The 956-nt window shown below is 66.8% G+C and carries 1 protein-coding gene; it reads left to right on the forward strand.

Going from position 1 to position 956, the window contains the following annotated elements; genetic code table 11:
* Positions 1–956: VCBS domain-containing protein (locus tag CCC_RS19195; protein ID WP_041042712.1), on the forward strand; the 956-nt coding region annotated here is incomplete at both ends.

The following is a 956-nucleotide window of genomic DNA, read 5'->3' on the forward strand; positions in this document are numbered from 1 at the left end:
GCCGCCGGTTCGGTGGGCGAGGACGGGAACCATTCGGCGACCGGCCATCTGTCGGTGGCCGATGTGGATTCGGGCCAGGCCCATGTGACGGCCCAGACGGTGGAGACCGATCAGGGCACGTTCAGCATCGGGACCGACGGCAACTGGTCCTTCGCGGTCAATTCCGCCAATGCGGATGTGCAGGCGCTGGGCGCAGGCGAATCCATGACCAAGACCTTCACGGTGGCCTCTGCCGACGGCACGGCGACCCAGGAGGTCACGGTGACCATCAATGGCGCCAATGACAGCGCCACCATCACCGGCTCGGCCGCCGGTTCGGTGGGCGAGGACGGGAACCATTCGGCGACCGGCCATCTGTCGGTGGCCGATGTGGATTCGGGCCAGGCCCATGTGACGGCCCAGACGGTGGAGACCGATCAGGGGACCTTCAGCATCGGGACCGACGGCAACTGGTCCTTCGCGGTCAATTCCGCCAATGCGGATGTGCAGGCGCTGGGCGCTGGCGAATCCATGACCAAGACCTTCACGGTGGCCAGCGCCGACGGCACGGCGACCCAGGAGGTCACGGTGACCATCAATGGCGCCAATGACAGCGCCACCATCACCGGCTCGGCCGCCGGTTCGGTGGGTGAGGACGGGAACCATTCGGCGACCGGCCATCTGTCGGTGGCCGATGTGGATTCGGGCCAGGCCCATGTGACGGCCCAGACGGTGGAGACCGATCAGGGCACGTTCAGCATCGGGACCGACGGCAACTGGTCTTTCGCGGTCAATTCCGCCAATGCGGATGTGCAGGCGCTGGGCGCAGGCGAATCCATGACCAAGACCTTCACGGTGGCCAGCGCCGACGGCACGGCGACCCAGGAGGTCACGGTGACCATCAATGGCGCCAATGACAGCGCCACCATCACCGGCTCGGCCGCCGGTTCGGTGGGTGAGGACGGGAACCATTCGGC

It is taken from the genome of Paramagnetospirillum magnetotacticum MS-1, from assembly GCF_000829825.1.
GTDB classification, from domain to species: domain Bacteria; phylum Pseudomonadota; class Alphaproteobacteria; order Rhodospirillales; family Magnetospirillaceae; genus Phaeospirillum; species Phaeospirillum magnetotacticum.